This is a genomic window from Anaerovorax odorimutans DSM 5092 (genome assembly GCF_000426305.1).
In the GTDB taxonomy this organism is placed as follows: Bacteria; Bacillota; Clostridia; order Peptostreptococcales; family Anaerovoracaceae; genus Anaerovorax; species Anaerovorax odorimutans.
Genome location: NZ_AUFC01000036.1, coordinates 1 through 20224, shown reverse-complemented (window position 1 = coordinate 20224; position 20224 = coordinate 1). Strand labels below are relative to the sequence as shown.

Here is a 20224-nt window from a genome sequence, read left to right as displayed (position 1 = left end):
ATGAATTTTTTACAATTGCTTAAAATTGAATTTATGAAAGTGAGGCGCTCTAAAATTGTTCCCCTGATTTTCGTTGCCCCATTATTGGTAGTGGTGTCAGGGATTGCAAATTTGAGCAGCTATTTTACACCTGAATATACTAATGCCTGGCCGGCTATGTTCATTCAGAGTGCTTTAGTTTATGCCTATTATCTGTTGCCATTTTCTATGATTGTAGTCTGTGTGATGATTTCAGGACGGGAAGCACAAAACAATGGGATATTAAAAATGCTGGCTCTGCCAATCGGCAGTTATTCTCTCTCAATGGCAAAGTTCTGTGTACTTATGTTCTATCTTTTCATGGAAACGGTAGTTTTCCTTGTAGCATTTATAATTGCCGGGTTTATTGCAACAAATTCAATGGGCATTAACGGAACACTTCCGGTGCTTTATCTTCTTAAATGGTGTGCAGGCTTATTTCTTACCATGCTGCCTTGTTTGGCAACCATGTGGGCGATTATGGTTTTGTTTGAAAAGCCATTGCTTTATGTGGGCTTGAATCTGCTCCTTGTTATTCCCGGTGTCCTTGTTGCTAATACACCGTTATGGATTGTATATCCGTATTGTTATAGCGGCTATCTGGTGTCTTGTTCCCTGCATAATTTTACTGTGGAGGCTTCAGATGTTTCATTTTCTCTAATACCATTTCTGCCTTGTGCGGTACTGATTTTTGTATTGCTGCTTACATTAGCAGTTATACGATTTGGAAAGAAAGAAATGAGGTAAAGATAATGAAAAACGAAAAAATTCAAAAACTAGGTATAGCGGCACTAATTATCAGCATCCTACCATTGGCAACTTTTGTTCCTGTACTGTTTAAGATTACTCTTTCAGATGTGGTAAGAAATATTTGGTCAGGAGTAAATATTGTATTTGCTTTTACAGCTTTGTGTCTTTCTGTTATCTGTATACGGATCAGTAAAAGACGTAATATCATAAATATTATTTCCATAGTAATAAGTATCTTTTGGGTGATGATATTACTTGGAATTGTTGCTCTGGCTTTGTTACTGAACTTTTTGCAATAAGGATAAGCTGCATGAAATCCCTTAAAAGAGGTTCGCGATCCTTATTATAGATACTTATATTAAACTGATTTATTCAATATTTATAAAATAGATATATGAAATTTTAGTGAATTTTAATATATTAAAGTTTTATAATAAAATATAAGGGGTAATAAATATAAATAGGTATTTACTAAAATTATAAAAAGGGAGAAGAAAGATGAAGAGAATAATTAGTTTATTATTAGTTTTTATTATGGGAATAGGGATTTTAGCTGGATGTGGTAATAGTGAAGAACAAAAGGATGAAAGTAAGGAAGAGCAGAAAAATGAAATAATTAAAAGTGAAAATGGTAATTTTTTTAATAGTAAATATGATATGGAAAAAATGGTTACCCTTGATGGTACGGAGTTTAATATAAAAGATAATAATAATGTATTCGGGAAAAAAGATTTGGGATTTGGAATTACATATACTAAATATATGGCTACGTTAAGAGATAGCGATTCTCTTAATGCCACAGTCAATGTACCATATTTTATGTCACTATCATATATTCCTTCATCGCTTATTAATGAAGCAAAAGAAACAGACTTTGAGAGTATGAGCAAAGAAGAACAAGATGCATTTTGGGGAAAAATAAATGATAAGACATTCAAATTTATAGGCATATTTCGTAAGCCGGAAAATGATGAAAACGGAGAAACAGAATTTGAAAATTTCTCAAATTCATACAAAAATATTGAGGAACTTGGGAAATTAGGAGATGATACGTATTACATGGGGTCTAATACGGATTACTCAATATTAGACAATCTGACAAACAAAGAAAAAGAAGAACTTGATACTATAATCAGTGAAATAGATACTTTTAAAAAAGGAATATTCATCTTCCCATATAGTGCTGTTGGAGAAGTATCCTTTGAAGGTAATATGACAGCATTTAATGCTGATACTTTAAGTGGTAAAAAGGCTACACAAGATATTTTAAAAGATTATGATGTTACAATGGTAAATGTGTGGGCTACATTTTGCAGTCCATGTATTGAAGAAATGCCTGAACTTCAGAAGGTATATAAAAATCTGCCGGATAATTCAAATATGATTACAATTTGTATAGATGGTGAAACAGAGAAAGAAATGGCAGAAGAGATATATGATTCAGTTAAGGGTTCATTTGATGTATTATTTCCAGATGATAGATTAAAGGAATCATTATTGAATAATATAAACGCAGTACCAACAACTATATTTGTAGATAAAAATGGTATGCCTGTAAGTGAGCCTATAATTGGAGTCCCTGATCGTGAAAATGCAGCAGAAAAATATTTAGAGCATATAAAGGATTGTCTTAATCAAATAGATCAATAAAATAAAATTTCAGTACACACAGTTTTGTTGCATACTGGTATGGACATTTAAAAATAAAAGAAGACAGTTGAGTGATTACAAAAAAGCTGATTTTTTAAACTTTTATGGAAGAATAGGTTATTATAATGAAGTTTATAAAAAATAATTTAAAATACATAATTTTATTGTTATCCTTTATCTTTATATTCACGGGATTTTACAGAGGTGAGCATTTAGAAGTTTTTAAAAAAGCAGTGAATATATGTCTGGAATGTATAGGAGTAGGATGATGAAGAGAACTATAATTCAGATTTTTGCAACTGCAATAACAAACAGTTATTTAGTTGGTTTCTCTAAGGGTAAGATTTTTACAGGAGATACAAAGCATTTTTGTGTACCTGGTTTAAACTGTTATTCTTGTCCTGCTGCAATAGGCTCCTGTCCCATTGGTGCCATGCAGGCGGTACTTGGAGGAAGAAAGTTCAGTATATCTTTTTATGTATTTGGAATTATTATGCTGTTTGGAGTAATTTTTGGAAGGCTAGTATGTGGATTCCTCTGCCCATTTGGCTTTTTTCAAGATTTATTATATAAAATAAAAACACGCAAAATTAGGGTTCCTATAAAAATAGATAAGCCTTTACGGTATTTAAAATATATTATGCTTATAATTCCAGTTATATTATTATCTGTTTTATTGACCAATCAGTTTGGTATAGCAGAACCGTATTTTTGCAAATGGATCTGCCCTGTGGGAACATTAGAAGGAGGGGTACCTCTTCTTATTAAGAATGAGAGCTTACGTAACATGGTAGGATTTTTATTCAATTGGAAAATGTTTTTGTTGATAATAACTGTAATTTTATCAATTTTAATATACCGTCCGTTTTGTAAGTATATTTGTCCTTTAGGTGCTTTTTATTCATTCTTCAATAAATGGAGCTTTTATCAAATGGATATTGACAGATTGAAATGCACTAATTGTAAAGAATGTGAGAGTGCTTGCAAAATGAATGTTAACGTTTTAAAAAATATTAATTCCATTGAATGTATTCGTTGTGGTGATTGTAAAGAAGCTTGCTCTCAAAATGCAATTACTTCCAAAATTAATATGATTACATAATATCAAAGTAAAACCCGTAAAGCTTTAACTTTACGGGTTTAATAATTGTTTTTTTACCTGCACCTGAAAAGATAGTAACAACATAAACATAATCTTTCATAAATATTATGGAAACAGTTATCTTCATTACAGCATTCATCATTTATGAAACAATCATGATGCCTGAAACATTCATCATCCATACAGCAATCATTATGTCTGAAGTATTCATTATCCATACAGTAATTATCATGTCTGAAGTATTTATTATTCATATCACAATCATATGGCATGCAGTAGTCATCATCTGGGCAACAATCACGATGTTTGTAGTATTTATTATTTGTACAGCAATCATAATGATTAGAACATTCCCTGTCTTTATTGCAATAATCATAATGCCTGAAACATTCATCATCCGTGCAGCAATCATTATGTTTAAAACATTCATTGTCTACATGACAATTATAGTTTTTAGAACATTTATTATCCGGATAGCATTTGTTATTATTACAGCAGTTATTTCCTTTGTAACAACAGGTGTGTTTATAAGGATTTCTACCTTTACAATTATTATGATACCTGGAAGATTGCCAATCTGATAAAAAATCAAGAAACATAATATTTAGCCTCCCTTTGGTGTCATTTATTAATATAATACTAATTATAAATAAATAATGTTACATTTAGATTAATTGAATAGATTAAAATGATATATATAAAAAAGAATGTATACATTTCAAGAAATTTTTTAATATAAGATAGAATGCTAAAATTATTCTTTAATTAACGATTAGATTATTTTCAAAAATCTAAAGTTTATTATTTGACATAATTTTCCCTTCGGTATAGAATATTAAATAGACACCCCTACGGGGGGGAGGAGGCGTAATATGATAAATAAAAAATTTGATGTGACGGGCATGACTTGTTCTGCTTGTTCTGCACATGTTGAAAAAAGTGTAAAAAAAATAAATGGCACAGAGGATGTAAATGTTAATCTTTTAAGTAATAGTATGAATGTACAATATGATGAAAATGTAACAGATGAAAGTACAATTATAAAAGCTGTTCAGGAAGCGGGATATAATGCATTTGTACATTCAAAAACAAAAAGAGCAACTGAGAATAATTCAGAACCTATTGATAATGTAAAAGAAGAAATTATTAATATGAAAAGAAGGCTGATTATTTCTTTTATATTTACTATACCTCTTTTATATATTTCCATGGGTCATATGTTAGGTTTACCTTTACCGGAAATTTTTACAGGTTATAGAAATTCATTAACCTTTGCATTTACACAATTTATGTTGACATTACCTGTTGCCTTAGTAAACAGTAAATTTTATAGGATCGGATTCAAAACTTTGATAAAGCGTTCTCCAAACATGGATACACTTATTGCAATAGGTTCGTCTGCTGCATTGCTTTATGGAATTTTTGCAATATATAGAATTGGCTATGGTCTTGGCTATATGGATGAAGCTTTGGTAAGGCATTATACACATGATTTATACTTTGAATCTGCAGCTACAATTTTAACCTTAATTACTCTTGGAAAATATTTTGAAGCTCGTGCAAAAGGACGAACTTCTGAAGCTATTAATAAGCTTATCAATTTAGCTCCTAAGACAGCACTTGTTATAAGAGATGATAAAGAATTGGAAATTGCTGTGGAAGATGTGGTTAAAGGTGATATTATTGTAGTAAAGCCAGGTCAGAGTATTCCTGTTGACGGAACAGTTACAGAGGGAAATTCTTCTGTGGATGAGTCAATATTAACAGGGGAGAGTATGCCTGTTGAAAAGAATATTGGAGATAAGGTAATAAGTGCAAGCATTAATAAATCAGGATATTTTAAATTTAAAGCAGAAAGAGTAGGAGATGATACTACACTTGCTAAAATTATTCAATTGGTTGAAGAAGCCAGCTCTTCAAAAGCACCTATTTCAAAATTAGCAGATAAAATCAGCAGTATTTTTGTACCAATTGTTATTGCTATTGCTTTTATTGCAATGATAATTTGGTTATTAATGGGGTATACTTTTGAATTTGCATTTTCCATAGGAATAACTGTATTAGTTATATCTTGCCCTTGTGCATTGGGCTTGGCTACTCCAACAGCTATTATGGTTGGAACGGGAAAGGGAGCTGAAAATGGTATATTAATAAAATCAGCAGAAGCTTTGGAAACTCTGCATAGTATTGATACTGTGGTTTTAGATAAAACGGGAACGATAACTGAAGGCAAGCCTAAAGTAACTGATATTATAGTAAATACTGATATAAGTAAATTACAGCTTTTAAGTATTGCAGCATCAATTGAGAAATTGTCAGAACATCCTTTGGCAGAAGCAATTGTAGAAGAAGCTGAAAATGAAAATATAGATATTAATACGGCAGAAGACTTTATTGCAATACATGGACAGGGAGTTAAAGCAAAGGTAAATGGAAAACAAGTTTTCGCTGGAAGTTTGAATTTTATGAATGATAGTGATATTAATACAGAGTATTATGAAAATATAGGAAGTAAATTAGCAGAAGAAGGAAAAACTCCACTGTATTTTGCAAGCGAAGGAAAAATTATTGGTATAATTGCAGTAGCAGATGTTATTAAAACTACAAGTGAAAAAGCCGTAAAAGAATTGGAGTCAATAGGAATAAAAGTAGTTATGCTTACAGGTGATAACAGTAAGACTGCTAAAGCTATTGGAAATCAAATTGGAATCAGCCATGTAATATCTGAAGTAATGCCGCAGCATAAGGATAGCGAAATAAAAAATATTCAGGACAAAAATAAAAAAGTAGCTATGGTGGGTGATGGAATAAATGATGCTCCTGCTTTGGCAAGAGCAGATGTAGGAATAGCCATAGGTGCTGGTACAGATGTAGCTATCGAGTCTGCTGATATAGTGCTGGTAAATAATGACTTGCTTGATGTTGTTGCCGCAATACAGTTAAGTAAAGCTGTTATAAGAAACATTAAAGAAAATCTTTTCTGGGCATTATTTTATAATAGCTTAGGTATTCCGTTGGCAGCAGGTTTATTTTTTATAAACTTTGGTTTAAAATTAAATCCAATGTTTGGAGCGGCAGCTATGAGCTTCAGTTCAGTATGTGTTGTCTTAAATGCTTTAAGGTTAAAAATGTTTAAAGTAAGTTATAAATCCATAAATAATAAAGAATCTAAATCAGAGAATATTTCTATGGTGCAAAATAAAAAAAATAATAAAGGAGATTTAAAGATGATTAAAACAATGATTATTGAAGGAATGAGTTGCTCTCATTGTTCTGGCAGAGTTGAAAAGGCACTTAATGCATTAGATGGTGTAGAGGCTACCGTTGATCTTGAAAATAAAACTTCAACTATTGTATTATCTAAAAATGTAAGTGATGAATTGTTGGAAAGTACAGTAACTGATGCTGGATATACAGTGGTTGAGATTGTATAATTAAAATAAATAGGAGAAGATATGAGAGCAGACAAGCAAAAAATAACAAACCTTCTTAAAACTTCAAAAGGACAAATTGAAGGAATTCTTAAGATGGTTGAGGATGACCGCTATTGTATTGATATTTCCAATCAAATTTTAGCAGTGGAATCAATATTGAAAAAAATAAACAAAGAAATTCTTCATGCACATATGACACACTGCGTAAAAGAAGCATTTCAGTCCGGTGATGAAGATAAAAAGATAGATGAGCTGATAGGAATTATAGATAAAATTTCCAAGTGAAATTATTTAAAAGCTTATTTATAATATACAAGGAGATTATTATATGAAGTTATTTTTAGACTGCTTACCATGCATGCTGCGTCAAGTACTTGAGGCAGCCCGTATGGCAGCAGATGATGAAATGGTACAAGAAAAAATAATGAATGAAGCTGTAAAAAGACTTTCCTTATACAAAGAATACAGCAATGCACCAAAACTTTGTGAAGATTTACATGCAATAGTTAAGAAGTATACAAATATAAAGGATCCATATTGTAAAATAAAAGAAAGAGATATATCACAAGCTTTAAAACTTGAACCCATAATCAGAGAGTTTGTTTTAAATAAAGGCGATATGTTTATTAATTTATTAAAGGTCTCAGCTACAGGCAATGTTATGGATTCAGCCATGAATAATAATTTAGACATTGAGTCATGCTTGTCAGCAGAGTTAGAAAAACCTTTTGCTGTTTGTCATAATGAATCTTTTAAAAATGATTTAAAAAACAGTAAAAATATTCTATTTATAGGGGATAATGCAGGAGAAGCAGTATTTGATAAAATTTTAATAGAGTATCTTTCTAAAGAATATAAGGTTATATATGCGGTTAGAGATAAACCTATTATTAATGATGCAACGATTAATGATGCTGTCAAAGCAGGCGTTAAAGACTTTGCTGATATTATTTCCACTGGTTGTAGTTCTCCGGGTGCAGTACTTGAAGATTGTAATGAAGAATTTTGTGACATTTTTAATAATGCGCACATTGTAATAAGCAAGGGGCAAGGAAATTTTGAAGCTTTATCAGAAACTTCCAGAAAAGTTTATTTCTTATTGAAAGCTAAGTGCTATAAAATCGCAGATGCCTTTAATATAAATATAAATGAATATGTTTTTAAGTCTAATATTTGATTAATAAAATATTATATTTAAACTAATTAAGATTTTTTATAATGAAGAAAACAGTTGGCCTATTTATTGAGAATCAGATTTCAATTTATTATTAAATTTTATTGGAGATATATGAAAGTTAAATTAAGAAAGTGTAAAAAAATATTTTATATTCTATTTATTATTATAATCTGTTATGTTACGTATACCTCTGTAGATATATATTTATATGGCAATGTAAATGAATTAGTCAAAGCTGATGCAGCTATAGTATTGGGTGCTGCAGTTTGGCAAGATAAGCCATCGCCTGTATTTGAAGAAAGAATTAAACATGGTATTTGGCTGTATAAGAATAATTACGTTGACAAGTTGATTTTTACTGGGGGAAAAGGAGATGGAAATTTAATATCTGAAGCAATTGCAGCTAAAAACTATGCATTAAAAAATTCAGTACCTGACGAAGATATTTTTATTGAGGAAAAGTCTAAAATTACTCAGGAAAATATTTGTTACGCTGCTGAAATAGCCAAAGATAATAATATTTCAAGTGTTATAATTGTTAGCGATCCATTACATATGCGCAGAGCAATGCTAATGGCGAAAAATTATGGATTATCAGCATACTCTTCACCTACACCTACAACTAAAATTATATCTGCAAAGAGTAAGTTGTTATTTTTATCAAGAGAAGTTTTTTATTACATTGGATATAAATTATATATATTGTTTTAAATATTAATTAGATTTAGTATAATTTAATATTTGATTTTTGTTGTCATATTAATCTCATCTTATGAAATTTCTTAATTAATTTATATTGAATAATTTATAAACTTTATTGGCAATATTAATAAAACTTTTGATTCTATATTAAATTTTAAAGAATATGTAGTATAATTTAATAGAATTAATACTGGGAGAACATAAAAAATATGAAAAACTATTCCATATATATAAAAATTAATGAAGAAAAAAATTTGATACATACATCAGGAATAACCTTTAAAGAGTTTTTTAAGGGAATAGATATTAATAATAGAGGCTTTTTAATATTAGCAGGATATCCATATAATTGTGAATTTAATATGAACTTATTCTTGGAATATGTTACGAAAAGTCAAGCTGAAGCTTTTGCAGATGAAGATGTATATAGTTTTGGCGATTTTTGTTGGGTTGATTTTGAAGAGGAAGAGCAATTAAATTGCGTGACAAAAGATGAACTTGCAGAACTTTTATATATGAGCCATATGAAAGAACCTCTTTATAATTTTAAAATCAAAAGCTTAAACAATAAGTATTCTTATCTATGTCATGATGATGGTTGGTGGAACAACGTTTACATAGATAATACGGAAGAATATAAAAGAGTTATCAAATACAAATTAATGAAAGAATTTAAAGGCAGAAGGAAAATAATATGTGAGCCAAATAACGATTTAATTGAAATTGTTTATAAAATGTGTAAAGAGGGTTTAGTTATTGATTTTGAGAAAAAAGAATTTGATTCAGTCAATTTATTTTGTGTAGGAGATATAGCTACCATGGATGATTTAGAAATTAAGATTGATAGATATAGAAATAAATTGGGTGGTTTAAGTATTACATATAATTCACGAAAAAAGCTATGGGAATATTATTAGATAATACCGATTTTAGCAGAAAAGGAGGAAGTTTAAGTTAGAATGAATTTTAGCAGAGAATATAATGAAAAATTAATGAAAGCAGAAGAAGCCGTAAAACTTGTAAAAAGTGGAGATTGGGTTGACTATGGCTTTGGCAACAGTATGCCAGAGGTACTGGATGAAGCTTTAGCAGCACGAAAGAATGAACTTTCAGATATAAAGGTTAGAGGCTTATTAGCAATACGCCCATTGAAAATAGTTGAAGAGGATCAACAAAAAGAGACGTTTACTTATAATAGTTGGCATTTTAGTGGTTATGAAAGAAAACTTTATGATAAAGGTTTGTGTTCATATATTCCAATGATATACAGAAATTTACCTAGTTTATATAGAAATCAATTAAAAGTAAATGTAGCTATGATGTCGGTAAGCCCCATGGATAAACATGGGTATTTTAGCTTCTCATTATCAAATTCAGCATCAAAGGCAATATTGGAAACTGCGGATATCGTAATCCTAGAAGTAAATAAAAATTTACCAAGAGTCTTAGGTGTAAAGGATGAATGTATACATATTTCGGAAGTAGATGCTATAGTTGAAGGCAAGAATTCTCCACTTGTGGAACTCCCTTCTCTAAATGCAACTGAAGTTGATAAACGAATTGCGAAACATATAGTAGAGCAAATTGAAGATGGTTCTACTATACAACTTGGAATTGGCGGACTGCCTAATATGGTTGGAAAGATGATAGCAAAATCGGACCTAAAAGATCTTGGAATGCATACAGAAATGTTAGTAGATGCTTATTTGGAAATGTATAAAAGCGGAAAACTTACAAACAAAAGAAAGAATATAGATACTGGAAAAGGTGTGTTTTCATTTTGTCTTGGTTCAAAAGAATTGTATGAATGGATAGATTTAAATCCTGGACTGGCATCTTATCCTGTAGATTATGTAAATGAGCCTGCTATTATGTCACAAAATGATAAGCTTATTACTATAAATAATTGTATCTCTGTGGATTTATACGGGCAGATTTGTGCAGAGACAGCAGGAATAAGAAATATAAGCGGGACGGGAGGACAGCTTGATTTTCTCACAGGTGCATATATGTCTAAGGGTGGTAAAGCGTTTATTTGCATGGCTTCAACCTTTAAAGATAAAAAAGGAAACTTAAAATCTAATATTATACCAAGCTTCACAAGAGGCGATGTAATAACTGATCCAAGGAGTCAAACGTATTATATTGCAACAGAATGGGGAATAGCAAATTTAGCTGGAAGATCTACATGGGAGAGAGCAAGTGAATTAATAAATATTGCTCACCCTAATTTTAGAGATGAGCTTATTAAAGAAGCAGAAAATATGAAAATATGGAAAAAATCAAATAAAAAATAATAGATGAGATTATAAATTATAATGTAAAATAATATTATGATATGAAACTTTATGGATTTTGCAACTTTCTTTTTATTCTATTAGCCTGGTTATAGTAAGAGGTAGGCTATTTACTACTTGTGAGTTGTAAGTAAGGTTAATTCCTCCATCACAAGTAACTAAATCTCCAATAATGCAGCCATAAAAAGTTCCGCCGCTGCCGTTTAATGTTATTGTACCGTAAGGAGTGTAAAGAATACCATTTACATTTCCACTGCCTCCATTAAAGGTTATATCACCGTTTAAAGAGCAAAAACATACTGAATTTGAAGAAGTCATATTTACATCACTTCCATTAAATATTATATTTCCAGTTGTTATTATGCTTCCCGTAGAATTTACACCACTGCCATTGATTATAAGGTTTCCGTCAATAATAAGATTAGGATACATAGAAAGCAAATTATTAAGTTGACCATCTGACATAGAATATTCATTTTTATTAGCTGTATATGTTGCACCATAAACATTTATTAAAGTATTTTGATCAATGGAATTTGATATATTAGTAACATCAGAAAAGCTTGGCATATCAATAAAAGCTGATCCTTCTATTTTTCCTTCAGAGGCATAAACCTTAGGATCAATTGTATTAACCGCAGTTGCAAATCCAAATATTTCAGCTGCATTTTTAATACTATTATTAGAATGTACATTGCCAGTAATTATGTTTTTCCCTTTAAATTGCAGTAAGTCCATATCACTTCCAGAAAAAAGTGTATAATTGAAAGCATCAAGCACACTGCTTTTTTGTGCGGAAGCACTTAAAGTTACTGTCGTATTATCACCTTTATTGAATACCTTTGCAAAAGTATACTCAACTGGTTGAATCGCAGAAATACGTATTACTTTATTTGAATTTAAAAATTCTACTTGTTGTATATTTTCTTGAGGATATCCATTTTGCTCAAAATAAGTTATTGCAATTTGCTGTGCAGTATATGTATTTTGTGGTAATTCTTGCGCTCCTGCAAGTACTGCTGCATCTAATGCGTTTTGTAATGCTTGTTTTTCAAGAGTAATTCGTCCCACATCCAAAACAATTGCAGTAAATGCCATAAGTATAGTTAATGATATTGCAACGATTATTGAGACAGAACCGCGTTCTTTTGAAAATTTATTAGTACAAAAATTATACATAGGTTACTAACATCCTTTCAGCTCTTCTAATTTAATATTTTCCTCTAATTTATTACTTTTTTGAATTTTCATTTCTAGCACAGCTATTTTAGAATTCGCTTCATCAAGTTTACGATATGCAGAAATTTTATCAATTGTAATATCAGATTTTTCATTAATAAGGTCTATAGTTTTAGAGAAGTTATCTTGAAGTTGTTTTGAAAAAGTTGTATTTGTTAGTAATAATTTATCATTTTGTTTTTGAAGTTCCTCAATTGTTTTATTTAAATCGTTTATCATTTGTTTTTGTAATTCTGTTTCAGAAGTTAAAGTTGTAATAGTTTTTTCCTTAATGTTTACTTCAGAATTAAGGTTAGACATCACTTCTGTTTGGGTTATTAACTGATTTGTTAAACTATTTACTTGTAATGTAAGTTCTGCAATTTGTCCTTCAGATTGTAATGATTTTAAATAATTAATTTCATTATGATTATCTTCTATAACAGTAGATAGTTCACTAATCTTATTTCTTAATTCTTTTGATTCTTGCTTTTCTTTGATAATAATTTCTTTTGATGCTGAAATTTCATGTTCGCATTGTTTTAATTTTTCATTTAGGTCATTAATAGAATTTTTTAGATGTTTAATTTTATTTTCTAATGAAACTTTTTCTATATTACTTTTCTTAAGTTCTTCTTCATTTGCGGCATTTGTACTTTTTAATGCAATTATATCCTGTGGTGATAAATCTGAGTTTTCAAGTTTAATAGTTTTAATAGATTCTATAAGATTTTTATATTCAGATTCAATTTTATTTAATCTATTCTGTAATGTTTCATTATTATTTTTGATTGTTTCTTTTTCGTTATATATTGTTTGTAAATTTTGATAAAAAGTATCTGTAGTAGTTTGTTGTTGTTTACGTAGAACATTTAAATATTCTAATACAGACTGTTTTGTATAACCACCTAATTTCCTTTTTAAATATTGATCCATATCAATTTCTTCAGTTTTTGTACGTAATGTTTCTATTACGCTAATATCATCAATTTTATCTGTCATTACAATCACATCCTTTATTTTTAACATTTTTATTTAAAAATTATTGTATCTCCTACTTTTACTTTTAAAGAGATAGTTCCTTTTTTAAGTTCAAGGACATGAGAAGTTTTTTTGAAATGTGTCCCTATACTCCATGGCTTTAGAGTTTCAATTCCTAAAACTTTCATATCTTTAGAAAGATATACCGCATCAATAGTTATTCTCATAAAAAAACAATGTATTAAAGGAGTATTCAAAAGGAGTAATCCTTCTCCATTATTAAGTTCTTTTCTCCCCATAAAACCTAAAAAACGTTTAATAAAATTATCAGCAAGATGAATTTTATCTGCTAAAAAAATATCGTTACTATATGCTATCATAATCCTCCTCCTCCAAATTGATTTAAAATTTTAACAACAGCTGGCCCCATTAAAATAATAAAAATAACTGGAAAAATGAATAAAATCATAGGTAAAAGAATCTTTGTTGAAATTTTTTGTGCTTTTTCTTCAACTTTATTACGTCGGTTTTGTCTCATTGTTACTGCTTGAGAACGAAGAACATTTTTGATTGAGATTCCAAGTTCTCCAGCTTGAATAATTGATCCTATAAAGGATTTAATTTCATTTATATCACAACGATTACTAAATATTAGAAGGGCATCACGTCTTGATCTTCCCATAGACATTTCTCTGTATGTTATAGTAAGTTCGTCGATTAGAGGTCCTTCTAAGTGTTCTATTACATGAGAAATTGCTTGTTCAAAGCCCAGACCTGCTTCTACATTGACACTAAGAAGATCTAGAACTTCAGGTAATTGTTTTTCCATAGCTTTATGTCTTTTATTAATTCTAGAGGCTAGATGAAAACGTAATACAACATAACCAAAATAAAAACCTAATATTGCTGCAATTAGACAATTGATAAAGCTTTTACCTAAGAACATAACTAAAGAAAAACTTATAATTGTTGTTCCTAAGATAATAAAAGCTCGTATAATTTGATATTCATGCAATTCCATAGTAAATCCAGCTTTATAAATATTTTTTTTTAATTTATTATTTTTAAAACTTTTAAATATAAACCATTGATTTGGATTTTTTATAATATAGTTTTTGATTTTTTCAATTAATGGCTTAATAACTAATTTCATAATTCGTTCCCAAAAAGGCAAGCTAAGTTCATCATCATGATCATATCCTTTTTGGAAGTTGTTAAAAATGTGATTGATTCTTTTTTGTACCACATCATGTTGTTCTCCGTATGGTCGTAAAGCTAAAATAACACAACAAAAAATAAAAATTCCACACGTAATTACAATATAATAAATCATAAGCATATACCTCAATATTCAATATTTACTATTTTATTTATAATAATAAAACCAATAATTTCCATAGATATTGAAACACATAACATTATTTTGCCAATAGGGGCTTCGAAAAACGACATAAAATAATCAGGATTCATTATCATAAGTAATAAAATGATAAACATTGGAAGTAATCCTATTATTATACCCGACATTCGACCTTGTGCAGTCAATACACGAATTTCTTGTTTAATCCTAATTCGGTCTTTTATTGTATCTGAAATTGTATCTAATATGTCAGATAAATTTCCTCCAACTTGATCTGAAGTCATGACTGCAGATACTAGAAGGTCGAGATCATTGTTTTGAACACGGTTTACCATATGATGAAGAGCTTCATTTTTAGTTACGCCAAAGCGCATTTCTCGAAGTGCATTTCCAAATTCAGTAGAAATGGGTGGCTGCATATCATTTGAAATGCTTTCCATAGCTTGCTGAAAGGTAAAACCTGCTTTTATACAATTACTCATTACAACTAATGATTCTCCTAGCTGTTTATTAAATTCTGTTTGACGTTTTTTCCGTCCTCTTTGAACTAGAAGTGGGGGAATAATAAAGCCTATAATGGAAAGTCCCATAGCTGTAATTATATTTGCATTAGAAAATGAAATAATTATTATTGGTAAAAAAGTTGTACTAATCCAAACATAGATAAATTCCGAAGCCCTTAGTTTAATTCCTGACATGGCTAAATAGTCACTAAACTCTTTACTTGCTATTTTAAATTTATTGCTTTTTTTCTTCTTATATATTTCAAGTTTTTCTTTAAATACTTGATCTTGGATTTCAGAAATACTATCATTATGAAAGTATTTTGTTATTCTGTTATTTATAAGCTTCTTTGACGAAGGTTTAGCAATTGATAGAATTAAGAAATATATAAAAATTGTTGTAAAAAATGTAATAAAATAAATTAGCATAATTTAACCTCATTTCTTAAACCAATCATCCTTAACAAGAACTCCATTGGATACCAATTTTTCCATAAAAGTAGGTCGTATTCCTGTGGATATAAATTTACCACTAATTTTACCTTGGGAATCTAAACCTTGCTGCTTGAAAATAAATAGATCTTGAAGCGTAATGGTATCGCCTTCCATGCCAACTACCTGAGTTATATTAACAACTCTTCGGGAACCATCTTTAAGCCTTGCTTGATGAACAATTATATCTAAAGCAGAAGACACTTGTTCACGAATAGCTTTAATCGGTAGTTCCATACCTGACATAAGAACCATAGTTTCTAGTCTTGCCATAAGATCTCTAGGGGAGTTGGCATGAGCTGTTGTTAATGAGCCATCATGCCCTGTATTCATAGCCTGAAGCATATCAAGAGTTTCACCAGAACGTACTTCACCAACTACTATTCTATCAGGACGCATACGTAATGCATTTCGTACTAATTCTCTGATTGTAATTTGACCAGCACCTTCTAAATTTGCAGGGCGGCTTTCCATAGTAACTACATGGTTTTGACGAAGTTGAAGTTCAGCAGCATCCTCGATAGTAACAATACGATCAGTATAAGGAATATAACCAGACAAGATATTTAGCAGAGTGGTTTTTCCACTACCAGTACCACCAGAAACAATTATATTTAATTTACCTTTAACACAAGCTTCTAAGAAAGACATCATCATAGGAGATACCGATGTATTACGTATTAAATCATTAACAGTTAAAGGATTTTTTGAAAATTTTCTTATAGTTATTGTAGGCCCATTTAGAACGACGGGAGGGATAACTGCATTAACACGAGAACCATCTATAAGTCGTGCATCTACCATTGGACTAGTTTCATCAATACGTCTGCCTACAGAAGATACTATTCGATTGATTATATTTAAGAGATGGTTATTATCTTTAAAAACTGTAGAGCTTAGTTCCAGTTTACCACGACGTTCTACATATACATTATGTGGGCCATTAACCATGATTTCGCTAATGTCAGGATCAGCTAAAAGAGGTTCTAATGGACCAAGACCTATAACATTATTATAAATTTCTCTTTGAATACGTAAACGATCAGCTCTTGTCATTCCCACAGCATTTGATTCTATCAATCCTTCTATAGATTTTAATATGTAATCTTCTTGATTTTCTGTAATATCGTTGCCATTGGCTACTTCATGATTAATTATTTCTATAATCTCAGTGTGTATTTTTTCTTTTAAGTCAGAGTATTCATCTATAATAGGTACATTATTTTTTTTAGTGTTATCCATAATTTCTGTAGAAGATACTACCTGTTGCTCAATTTTTTTCTTTTCAAGTTTTTCTAGCAGACTCATTTTTCTACCTACTTTCTATTAAAACATTTAATATTTATTTTTATTAAAAAATTTAAAACCTCGATTTTCTTTAATTGATTTCAATTTTTTATTAGATGTAGATTGAATATCAAAATTATCACTTCCTGATAATAATACATTAGCAACTGTTGAAATTGATTGACTTAGTTTACTTCCCGGAGAACTAATAACAAAAGGAATACCACGATTGAGTGCGGTAACTGCTATTTTATAGTCACTTGGTATTTTGGTCCATATAGGACATCCGATTATTTTTTGAACATCTTCTACTGTTATTGAACTTATATCTACAGCACGATTAACAATTAATCGAACTTTATCTTTCTGCTGAAGAGAATCTAACAGCGAAAGACTGAGTTTTGAATTTTTAAGAATAGATATATCCAGACCTGTTACAAAAAGTATAGTTGAAGATGATTCAATGGCAGTCAATGTTACATCTGAAAAAGAGGGAGGGGTATCGATAATGACGTAATCGTAATAAGTACGTAATACACTAAGTAAGCTTTGCACCTTTTCAGCAGAAATTAGCTCAGCGTATTCAGGGCTTTTTGGTGCGCATAGAACATGAACACCACTAGAGTGTACAGCCATATAACTTCTTACAGAGTCTATATTAGGGGTAAATACTTGTTGTACAAGTTCGGATATTGTGTCTGCTGGTTCAATATCAAGGAATATATGAATATCACCAAATTGCAAATCAAGATCTATAAGTGCCACTTTTTTATGACTCTCTGCCAGTTTTATTGCAAGGTTTGTTGCAATTGTGGTTTTACCTAAACCTCCTTTTGCACCAAATATAGTTACAACTCTTGACATCCAAGCTATATTTTGATTTCCATTTAAAGAATTGATACGTATATTTTCATTATGATAGACTGATTTTATATATTCTGCAAACTCCTTTTGCGAAGTAGGGATTTCTATTATATTGTGAGCTCCAGCTTTAATTGCACTTTGCAGAATATTAACATCAATATATTCTGCAAGTAAAATAACATGAGTTCTAGGTTTGTGTAAAATAATACGTTCAGTTAGACTTAACACATCAGTGTCTCCAGAACCGAGAAACATAATAACCATATCAGGTGACATATTTTCAATTTTATCTAGAGCTTGAGTTCCTCCGCAAGAATCTCCAAGTATAATAATTTCTTCATCCTCAATCATATTTTTTATAGATTCAAGATTTTTTTCTAATTTACTGATTACCAGAACCTTAATTTTCATAGTTAAACTCCTTATGTGTAATAAAAATCATCTATTATTGCTTTACTGGCAGATTAGTTATTTTTTCATCTAAAGGCGAACGTAAAACAGCATTAAGGTGACCTGTATATTCATAAAAATTTAGTTCCATTACTTGTTCTGGTGTAACTTGAAGTGTAATAGTAGAGTAAGCGGTATCCTTACATGCAAGTTTATCTTTGTTAGTTAAGTTAGAGTCAACACCTAAAACTGTTACATTTTCAACGATTAGTTTGGTAGCCGCAGTGCTATCAATAGTATATTGAGCAATAATATCTACATGATTACCTGGATTTATCATATATCCAACACCGGAAACTCCGTCGACAGCAATAGTAATGGCACGCATACCCGGCTTTATAATGTAACTTAACGTAGAACTATCTGTATTTCCTGCAGTAATAAGTTTTGATTTAAGAATTTGTTCTCCGGCAACTATTTCTGATTTGGCTATTTTCCCTAATACTAAAGAAGTATCTGAGATTGAATCTTCTAAGATGGCTTCAGTAGGTAATTTTGACAATGTGATCATGGATTGAGTAATAGGTGTATCAGTAGGAATATTTTTAGCTGCCACAAGTATACCGGTTCTATCAATTTGTCCACGGTTACTAAGGGAATTTAGAAAAATAAATAGCAGTAATGCGGTCAACATTGCTGTTATAAGTGCTAATATTTTAACTTTTTTCAATACGTTACCTCCCTTTAAGTGGATTTTCTTACCATGAAGCGATTTTCTAATTTACTATTCTATTCTCATTGTGCATTGTGAAGTGAGCTGTACATAACCATTCCCATCATCTAAAAAAGTAAAAAAGGGTGTAAGTAATTGTACATTGGCAGTAAGATCAATTTGGATTTCTTCTGTTTGTGGTATTGTAACTAGAACTTTAAAATTACTTGAATAATTTTCTGCTATTAAATTTGCTTGTTGTTCAACATTAATTAATCCGTCTTCTTTATAATGGACAGCTGCATATCTAACTGCTTCACGGCAGGCATTATTTGCTAAAATTTGATTTGAAAAGATAAATCCAAATTCGCAAATACCGCAAAGGAGTAGTAAAAGAATAGGCAGCACAAGTGCAAATTCTACCATTGCTTGTCCTTTTTCTTTTATTATATGCAAAAGTCTCACCACCTCACAGATTGCTTTTTTGAATAGAATAGTAAATTTAGTATAAGGCTAAATGGCAAACTTAAATCTTTTTAGTTAAAGTCTGCCATTATGTTGCAATCTTAAGTTTATTAAATAGTAAAAGTTTATTATAAATAAATGCTATGGTAAATTATTACCAATATTAGTAAAGACACCAGCAACTTTAGTTCCTAATGGAGATAAAGTGACAATAGCAATAATTGCTACTAAAGCAATAATTAAGCCATATTCAACCATACCCTGACCACTTTCTTCATTTTTAAACCAGTTAAGTAATTTTGTCATATTCTGTATTCCTCCTTTCTGAAAATTTTTATTTATTTTGTACTGAGTTTTTATCTAAAAGTGTTTCCTTTAAAGATAAACACTTTTTTAGATATTATTTATATTTTTTCTATGATATAAATGAGAGCGGAAATTGTTCCAAACATAATAAATGGTGCAAATGGAAATGTACTATACATTGTTAGTTTTTTAGTAAGCGTCAAATAAAATAGTGTATTGTCTTCGGTTTCTTAATCATGGGATAATATCCAATGTAAATATAAGAATTCTAAAGTACCTTAAGGATCTTAAGGATATTTAGATTAACATTGGAGGATGTATTATGGATAAATTGACTAGAGTATCTCACGAATATAAAGTTTCCCTTTGGGCCGGCAGAATTAAAGAATGCAGGCAGAGTGGCATCACCGTAGCTAAATGGTGTGATCAGAATAATATCGGAATTAAAACCTACTACTACTGGATGCGTAAACTCAAGAGAGAAGTTTTTGAGAATCTTTCAGATGAGCTTGCACA

Annotated in this window: 23 protein-coding genes; 12 read left to right on the top strand and 11 right to left on the bottom strand. The window is 30.2% G+C overall.

The window, feature by feature from the left end; genetic code table 11:
• The 5 genes from K292_RS0111790 (at position 1) to K292_RS17060 (ending at position 3520) form a co-directional block, all read left to right on the top strand.
• Entirely contained in the window at positions 1-765 is a 765-nt protein-coding gene (locus K292_RS0111790) for an ABC transporter permease (protein ID WP_027399991.1), read from the top strand.
• 5 nt (positions 766-770) lie between these two features.
• A complete protein-coding gene (locus K292_RS0111785; protein WP_027399990.1) occupies positions 771-1067 on the top strand; it encodes a hypothetical protein in 297 nt (98 codons plus the stop codon).
• A 199-nt stretch (positions 1068-1266) separates the two neighbouring features.
• Entirely contained in the window at positions 1267-2418 is a 1152-nt protein-coding gene (locus K292_RS18025; protein WP_051280710.1) for a TlpA family protein disulfide reductase, read from the top strand.
• Positions 2419-2543: 125 nt separating this feature from the next.
• The gene (locus tag K292_RS19590) at positions 2544-2687 is read left to right on the top strand and encodes a CD1871A family CXXC motif-containing protein (protein WP_408605251.1); all 144 of its coding nucleotides are present in this window, start codon (positions 2544-2546) and stop codon (positions 2685-2687) included.
• Positions 2687-3520: a 4Fe-4S binding protein gene (locus K292_RS17060; RefSeq protein ID WP_330364976.1), complete on the top strand. Its 834-nt coding sequence runs from the start codon at positions 2687-2689 to the stop codon at positions 3518-3520. The genes K292_RS19590 and K292_RS17060 overlap by 1 nt, the downstream gene beginning before the upstream one ends.
• Positions 3521-3573: 53 nt before the next feature.
• Here K292_RS17060 and K292_RS18720 read toward each other — a convergent pair whose 3' ends face one another.
• A complete protein-coding gene (locus tag K292_RS18720) occupies positions 3574-4119 on the bottom strand; it encodes a hypothetical protein (RefSeq protein WP_156900535.1) in 546 nt (181 codons plus the stop codon).
• Positions 4120-4392: 273 nt separating this feature from the next.
• On the opposite strand from K292_RS18720, the gene K292_RS0111755 reads away from it, so the two are divergent.
• From K292_RS0111755 to K292_RS0111730, 6 genes are all read left to right on the top strand, one after another.
• On the top strand, positions 4393-6954 hold the full coding sequence (locus tag K292_RS0111755) for a heavy metal translocating P-type ATPase (protein WP_027399989.1): 2562 nt from the start codon (positions 4393-4395) through the stop codon (positions 6952-6954).
• A 21-nt stretch (positions 6955-6975) separates the two neighbouring features.
• Complete coding sequence (locus tag K292_RS0111750) at positions 6976-7239, top strand: metal-sensing transcriptional repressor (RefSeq protein WP_027399988.1); 264 nt, start codon at positions 6976-6978, stop codon at positions 7237-7239.
• A gap of 43 nt (positions 7240-7282) precedes the next feature.
• Positions 7283-8131 (top strand): damage-control phosphatase ARMT1 family protein, encoded by an 849-nt coding sequence (locus K292_RS0111745; RefSeq protein WP_027399987.1) that lies wholly within the window; start codon positions 7283-7285, stop codon positions 8129-8131.
• 111 nt (positions 8132-8242) lie between these two features.
• Entirely contained in the window at positions 8243-8842 is a 600-nt protein-coding gene (locus K292_RS0111740; RefSeq protein WP_037373162.1) for a YdcF family protein, read from the top strand.
• Between the two features lie 200 nt (positions 8843-9042).
• The gene (locus K292_RS18020; RefSeq protein ID WP_051280708.1) at positions 9043-9750 is read left to right on the top strand and encodes a hypothetical protein; all 708 of its coding nucleotides are present in this window, start codon (positions 9043-9045) and stop codon (positions 9748-9750) included.
• Positions 9751-9792: 42 nt separating this feature from the next.
• Positions 9793-11130 carry an acetyl-CoA hydrolase/transferase family protein gene (locus K292_RS0111730; protein WP_027399985.1) on the top strand — a complete coding sequence of 446 codons (1338 nt, stop codon included), beginning with the start codon at positions 9793-9795 and terminating at the stop codon, positions 11128-11130.
• Positions 11131-11202: 72 nt separating this feature from the next.
• Here K292_RS0111730 and K292_RS0111725 read toward each other — a convergent pair whose 3' ends face one another.
• From K292_RS0111725 to K292_RS18365, 10 genes are all read right to left on the bottom strand, one after another.
• On the bottom strand, positions 11203-12309 hold the full coding sequence (locus K292_RS0111725; protein WP_027399984.1) for a Tad domain-containing protein: 1107 nt from the start codon (positions 12307-12309) through the stop codon (positions 11203-11205).
• A 6-nt stretch (positions 12310-12315) separates the two neighbouring features.
• Complete coding sequence (locus K292_RS0111720; protein WP_156900534.1) at positions 12316-13350, bottom strand: hypothetical protein; 1035 nt, start codon at positions 13348-13350, stop codon at positions 12316-12318.
• A gap of 29 nt (positions 13351-13379) precedes the next feature.
• Positions 13380-13709: a DUF192 domain-containing protein gene (locus tag K292_RS0111715; protein ID WP_051280706.1), complete on the bottom strand. Its 330-nt coding sequence runs from the start codon at positions 13707-13709 to the stop codon at positions 13380-13382.
• The gene (locus K292_RS17050; RefSeq protein ID WP_051280704.1) at positions 13706-14662 is read right to left on the bottom strand and encodes a type II secretion system F family protein; all 957 of its coding nucleotides are present in this window, start codon (positions 14660-14662) and stop codon (positions 13706-13708) included. The genes K292_RS0111715 and K292_RS17050 overlap by 4 nt, the downstream gene beginning before the upstream one ends.
• An 11-nt stretch (positions 14663-14673) precedes the next feature.
• Positions 14674-15621 carry a type II secretion system F family protein gene (locus tag K292_RS0111705; protein WP_051280701.1) on the bottom strand — a complete coding sequence of 316 codons (948 nt, stop codon included), beginning with the start codon at positions 15619-15621 and terminating at the stop codon, positions 14674-14676.
• Between the two features lie 9 nt (positions 15622-15630).
• Entirely contained in the window at positions 15631-16992 is a 1362-nt protein-coding gene (locus K292_RS0111700) for a CpaF family protein (RefSeq protein WP_027399980.1), read from the bottom strand.
• A gap of 27 nt (positions 16993-17019) precedes the next feature.
• Complete coding sequence (locus K292_RS0111695; RefSeq protein WP_027399979.1) at positions 17020-18246, bottom strand: AAA family ATPase; 1227 nt, start codon at positions 18244-18246, stop codon at positions 17020-17022.
• Between the two features lie 34 nt (positions 18247-18280).
• The gene (gene cpaB / locus K292_RS0111690) at positions 18281-18955 is read right to left on the bottom strand and encodes a Flp pilus assembly protein CpaB (RefSeq protein ID WP_027399978.1); all 675 of its coding nucleotides are present in this window, start codon (positions 18953-18955) and stop codon (positions 18281-18283) included.
• A 54-nt stretch (positions 18956-19009) separates the two neighbouring features.
• Positions 19010-19393 carry a TadE family protein gene (locus K292_RS18015; RefSeq protein ID WP_051280698.1) on the bottom strand — a complete coding sequence of 128 codons (384 nt, stop codon included), beginning with the start codon at positions 19391-19393 and terminating at the stop codon, positions 19010-19012.
• A 150-nt stretch (positions 19394-19543) separates the two neighbouring features.
• Positions 19544-19708: a Flp family type IVb pilin gene (locus K292_RS18365; protein ID WP_084145990.1), complete on the bottom strand. Its 165-nt coding sequence runs from the start codon at positions 19706-19708 to the stop codon at positions 19544-19546.
• 322 nt (positions 19709-20030) lie between these two features.
• Here K292_RS18365 and tnpA point away from each other — a divergent pair.
• The coding region (tnpA, locus tag K292_RS18010) for an IS66 family insertion sequence element accessory protein TnpA (protein ID WP_027400001.1) at positions 20031-20224 on the top strand (194 nt) is incomplete at its 3' end.

Excerpts from the sequence above, each read along its gene's own strand:
- K292_RS0111750 (WP_027399988.1), top strand. The coding sequence starts at position 6,976 with ATGAGAGCAGACAAGCAAAAAATAACAAACCTTCTTAAAACTTCAAAA.
- K292_RS0111740 (WP_037373162.1), top strand. The coding sequence starts at position 8,243 with ATGAAAGTTAAATTAAGAAAGTGTAAAAAAATATTTTATATTCTATTT.
- K292_RS18025 (WP_051280710.1), top strand. The coding sequence starts at position 1,267 with ATGAAGAGAATAATTAGTTTATTATTAGTTTTTATTATGGGAATAGGG.
- K292_RS18020 (WP_051280708.1), top strand. The coding sequence starts at position 9,043 with ATGAAAAACTATTCCATATATATAAAAATTAATGAAGAAAAAAATTTG.
- K292_RS0111745 (WP_027399987.1), top strand. The coding sequence starts at position 7,283 with ATGAAGTTATTTTTAGACTGCTTACCATGCATGCTGCGTCAAGTACTT.
- K292_RS0111755 (WP_027399989.1), top strand. The coding sequence starts at position 4,393 with ATGATAAATAAAAAATTTGATGTGACGGGCATGACTTGTTCTGCTTGT.
- K292_RS18365 (WP_084145990.1), bottom strand. The coding sequence starts at position 19,708 with ATGACAAAATTACTTAACTGGTTTAAAAATGAAGAAAGTGGTCAGGGT.
- K292_RS18720 (WP_156900535.1), bottom strand. The coding sequence starts at position 4,119 with ATGTTTCTTGATTTTTTATCAGATTGGCAATCTTCCAGGTATCATAAT.
- K292_RS0111785 (WP_027399990.1), top strand. The coding sequence starts at position 771 with ATGAAAAACGAAAAAATTCAAAAACTAGGTATAGCGGCACTAATTATC.
- K292_RS0111705 (WP_051280701.1), bottom strand. The coding sequence starts at position 15,621 with ATGCTAATTTATTTTATTACATTTTTTACAACAATTTTTATATATTTC.
- K292_RS19590 (WP_408605251.1), top strand. The coding sequence starts at position 2,544 with ATGAAGTTTATAAAAAATAATTTAAAATACATAATTTTATTGTTATCC.
- K292_RS0111695 (WP_027399979.1), bottom strand. The coding sequence starts at position 18,246 with ATGAAAATTAAGGTTCTGGTAATCAGTAAATTAGAAAAAAATCTTGAA.
- K292_RS0111790 (WP_027399991.1), top strand. The coding sequence starts at position 1 with ATGAATTTTTTACAATTGCTTAAAATTGAATTTATGAAAGTGAGGCGC.
- K292_RS0111720 (WP_156900534.1), bottom strand. The coding sequence starts at position 13,350 with ATGACAGATAAAATTGATGATATTAGCGTAATAGAAACATTACGTACA.
- K292_RS0111725 (WP_027399984.1), bottom strand. The coding sequence starts at position 12,309 with ATGTATAATTTTTGTACTAATAAATTTTCAAAAGAACGCGGTTCTGTC.
- K292_RS17060 (WP_330364976.1), top strand. The coding sequence starts at position 2,687 with ATGAAGAGAACTATAATTCAGATTTTTGCAACTGCAATAACAAACAGT.
- K292_RS0111700 (WP_027399980.1), bottom strand. The coding sequence starts at position 16,992 with ATGAGTCTGCTAGAAAAACTTGAAAAGAAAAAAATTGAGCAACAGGTA.
- K292_RS0111730 (WP_027399985.1), top strand. The coding sequence starts at position 9,793 with ATGAATTTTAGCAGAGAATATAATGAAAAATTAATGAAAGCAGAAGAA.
- K292_RS0111715 (WP_051280706.1), bottom strand. The coding sequence starts at position 13,709 with ATGATAGCATATAGTAACGATATTTTTTTAGCAGATAAAATTCATCTT.
- K292_RS17050 (WP_051280704.1), bottom strand. The coding sequence starts at position 14,662 with ATGATTTATTATATTGTAATTACGTGTGGAATTTTTATTTTTTGTTGT.